The sequence below is a fragment of the Methanobrevibacter sp. genome, from assembly GCF_017447225.1.
Taxonomy (GTDB): domain Archaea; phylum Methanobacteriota; class Methanobacteria; order Methanobacteriales; family Methanobacteriaceae; genus Methanocatella.
On record NZ_JAFSNZ010000083.1, the window covers coordinates 1 to 3,639 of the forward strand.

Below are 3,639 nucleotides of genomic sequence, written 5' to 3' on the forward strand. Positions count from 1 at the left end.
CCTAAATCAAGCTTTAAGTCATTTGCAATGTCTGACATGAAAACTCGTTTGTTCTGTTTACAGTATTCAATTATTTCTTCTTTTTGCTGATGGTATGGAATATCCCTTAATGTAATTTCTTCAATAATAGGAAGATTGAAACTATCGTTTGTCATTTTTTTCCTCCAAAGTTAATATACACCAAGTAATTTATCCTATATTTTTATCATTGATAAATATTGTGATGATTTAATTTTAAATAACGCTTTTGAAGCTTTTGAGGTGTATTATTCGAGTTTGAAGTTTGAGTGAGGATAATTTTAAACATTGAATAATTTTCTTTTTTGCTTTAAGTATTTCTCATTATTGAAGTTATCAGCAAAGAATTTCATCAATACGCCAAATGGCTGATATAATGCAGAATAATTATGGGACAAACATTCATATAAAAAGTCAAATACAAGATCCTCCTCATGTTGCGCTATTTTTTCTATCAAATCAACGATTATCTTCCAGGACTTATCCATATCTGCTTCTTCATCAAAACTATGCTTGTCAAGGAATCTGTTGAAAAATAATGTTATCAGATAAAGAGTATAACGATATTCTCCTGAATTGAAGCATTCTATTAGCTGATTTTCGATAAATAAGTTCAGGTTCTCTTCCCAGAATATTCCATCCAATATCATAAATACTTCATCTTCATATGATAAGATTTCCTCTTTTATAATGTCCTGTCTGAATTTATCTTTAAATTCATCAAGAAGATCTTCATTATAACTCAGCTGGTCTTTTAAAAATTCAATTAACTTCTCATTATCCAGATGTTCAACAGCCATATCATATTCGATGTATTTGTTGTCCTCGTCAAGTGCATATATCACTGCAGCCATATGGTGGCATTTTTCCTTGCCGCATTCGCATTCACATGATTCTATCTGAAATTTATCATTGATATCAATGGAAACATCATATGTTTTGCCATTTTCTATAACATCAGCTGAAATATAATTTATTGCTCGTATAACGGATTCGACTTTAATGTCTAAATCGAAACCATCTTCCAATTGCTTTTCTGTGAAATAATCTTCCCATTTAAAAATCATTTTACCACCTTAATTTCAAGGAATTATACATTAACTTTTCAACGACAGGATTAATGATGTTGTTTCTGGAATATATATCCATTCCGATTTGATAATATGTTTCATATATCATCCCATAAGTTATTTTAAAATATCCTCAATTCTTTTTTATTTTAACACCAAATGTTTCGGGACTCTTATATTCCGGGCACCTGTCCACCGAAATTCTAATCATCATTCTGTTTTTATGAGTTATAAGTATGAACTCTTCACAGAACTCATCACTATATTTTTATGCATATTCAAGATATTTAACATTTCTTAAATTCATATACTCCATATAAACCAATGCAAGAAAAATTCCATTCTCTATATCAATAAGCTCGTCGCAGTAGTCATCATAATACCTGATGAGATTGTTGTCCTCATCAAGCACCGCAATCGGCTTAAAAAGAGGATTCATATTTCCTGAATTGACAATTCTTGTTATAGTCTTTTTGAACATGAAATTTTTTTGATTTAAACATAAATTCTAAAGTCCTTTAAGCTTATTGTTGGTTTCATCCAAATCGAATTTCTCCAAATCATTCAAATCAAAGCGGCTTTCATCCAATTGCTCCGGATGATAATAGGAATATATAAGTTCCTCAACATAATATGGACCGAAAAATCCTTCCAAAAGATTGAATTCACCTTCAAAATCAAGGATTTTAGCATGACCAAAGTTTACATCAACAGCCTTTTTGATTTTTATAGTAAACATCCAGTTTTCAGTGAAGTGATATCTGTAATCAATCTTTTTGAATAACTTGAAATAGTTGTTGATATATGTATCTCTACTGTCTATTTTAAACGAATCCGATGATCTTGGATCGGCTATTTCCACATTCAAACCGTCAACGATAAATGAATATGCTCTGAATGCATCAAAACCGAATGATAAGCGCAGTATATCATTCAGTTTGCTGAATGTTATACCCTGAGGAATAAGCATGTGTCTTGAAGTTGGAAATTCGAATTTGTTTAGCTTTACGTTAATCTCATATGCTATCATCATATCACTCCAGTTTGAAAATATATTTTGAAGCATTATCCAGCTCAAAATCATATTGATTTAATCTCAATGAATCATAATGCTTGATTAGGAGTTTCCTGTTTAATTTGAATTCCTGTTCACCAGTATTCACTATGATGCCTTCCCAGTCATCCCTAAGAACAATTTCCGTGATATTGAGCATATCAGCAACACCATAGTAACAGAACATATCGTAATCCTTAACTTCATTCTTAAGCGAATCCAAATCCATAAAAACAACAATGCAATTGTCTTTTTTATAGTATTCAAGCCACTCAACCTTAAACCAGTCCCCTTCAAAGTCCCGCTTTTCATCATATTGAGCAATGGCATATAGATGAGAATGTTTAAAATAGCTAAATAGATTATCCAAACGATTTAAACGTTTCTTGTTTTTAAGATACTTTTCAAGAGACCTGTTTTTCCTTAAATCCTCAATATGAAAAAGCTCTTCGGGAGTGTAGATTTTTTTTCTAGCTAAAATATCATCGTTAAATATTTCAAGCTGAGACTCCAATTCATTTTTGATTTCAAGTTCATCAGCCAGAATATGAAAAAGCACATCACTTGGAATGAAAAAGTTCTCTGTTTTGGGGTTTATGATAATGCCTGAGAGATTATCATAGAGCAAATCATAAATCATTGCAAAATCCCAAAACATAGGGATTGTATTTTTCTCATTTTCGCTATAACATTTATAATACTCATCTAAATCCGTGAAAAAATACAATACTTCTTCATTTTTATATTTGGAGTATGTACATGAAAATGTATCATCCCCATTGTCTGTGCAGTGATGGATGAATACGCATCTTTTAAGTTCATTTAAAATATTACGGTTAAATTTATGGGATTTTCCAATAATATTTCTAAAATTAATGTTTGAAATCCTTTCTATATATTCCATGATTAATGATATGAATTTAATAATAGTTAATTTTAATGTTTATGAGACATCACTCACAAAGATTTTTAAGTATTGCATGTGTTGAATTCATATCAAATTTCTCAATTAAATATGCTGATTAACAGAATACATCTACAAATCAAGAATTATATAAATCGAGTAATTTTGTTTTTAAATGAGTTGTTTTAAAAAAAGAAAAAGATTAAAGATTAAATCTACAATCATAAATAATCTAATTCTGTATCAATATAACAGTCCACATTATCTCGAAGAGTAACTTGTTGAGCTTTATGCCGTCCTGTTTTGTTAATGATTCTTATAGGACTCATTTTTCGGGATTCACAGATAACTTTTTTTCCCTTTTAAATGATCACCTTTCCTATAAACGGTTGTCATCTCGAACACCCAATACCCCTTCATCAATCAGTTCATTTACAATATCATAAACATCCCCTAAATCAAGCTTTAAGTCATTTGCAATGTCTGACATGAAAACTCGTTTGTTCTGTTTACAGTATTCAATTATTTCTTCTTTTTGCTGATGGTATGGAATATCCCTTAATGTAATTTCTTCAATAATAGGAAGATTGAAA

General features: G+C 30.1%; 5 protein-coding genes. All 5 read right to left on the reverse strand.

What is annotated here, in order from left to right; all coding sequences use genetic code 11:
* Positions 1 to 299 precede the first annotated feature (299 nt).
* Positions 300 to 1,085, reverse strand: coding sequence for an SWIM zinc finger domain-containing protein (locus tag IJQ68_RS08285; RefSeq protein WP_292799116.1), 786 nt, complete (start codon positions 1,083 to 1,085; stop codon positions 300 to 302).
* A gap of 271 nt (positions 1,086 to 1,356) precedes the next feature.
* Entirely contained in the window at positions 1,357 to 1,569 is a 213-nt protein-coding gene (locus IJQ68_RS08290) for a hypothetical protein (protein WP_292799118.1), read from the reverse strand.
* 27 nt (positions 1,570 to 1,596) lie between these two features.
* Positions 1,597 to 2,118, reverse strand: a complete 522-nt coding sequence (locus IJQ68_RS08295; protein WP_292799120.1) for a hypothetical protein — start codon at positions 2,116 to 2,118, stop codon at positions 1,597 to 1,599.
* 4 nt (positions 2,119 to 2,122) lie between these two features.
* Entirely contained in the window at positions 2,123 to 3,046 is a 924-nt protein-coding gene (locus IJQ68_RS08300) for a hypothetical protein (RefSeq protein ID WP_292799122.1), read from the reverse strand.
* 379 nt (positions 3,047 to 3,425) lie between these two features.
* Positions 3,426 to 3,639: hypothetical protein (locus tag IJQ68_RS08305; protein WP_292799124.1), on the reverse strand; the 214-nt coding region annotated here is incomplete at its 5' end.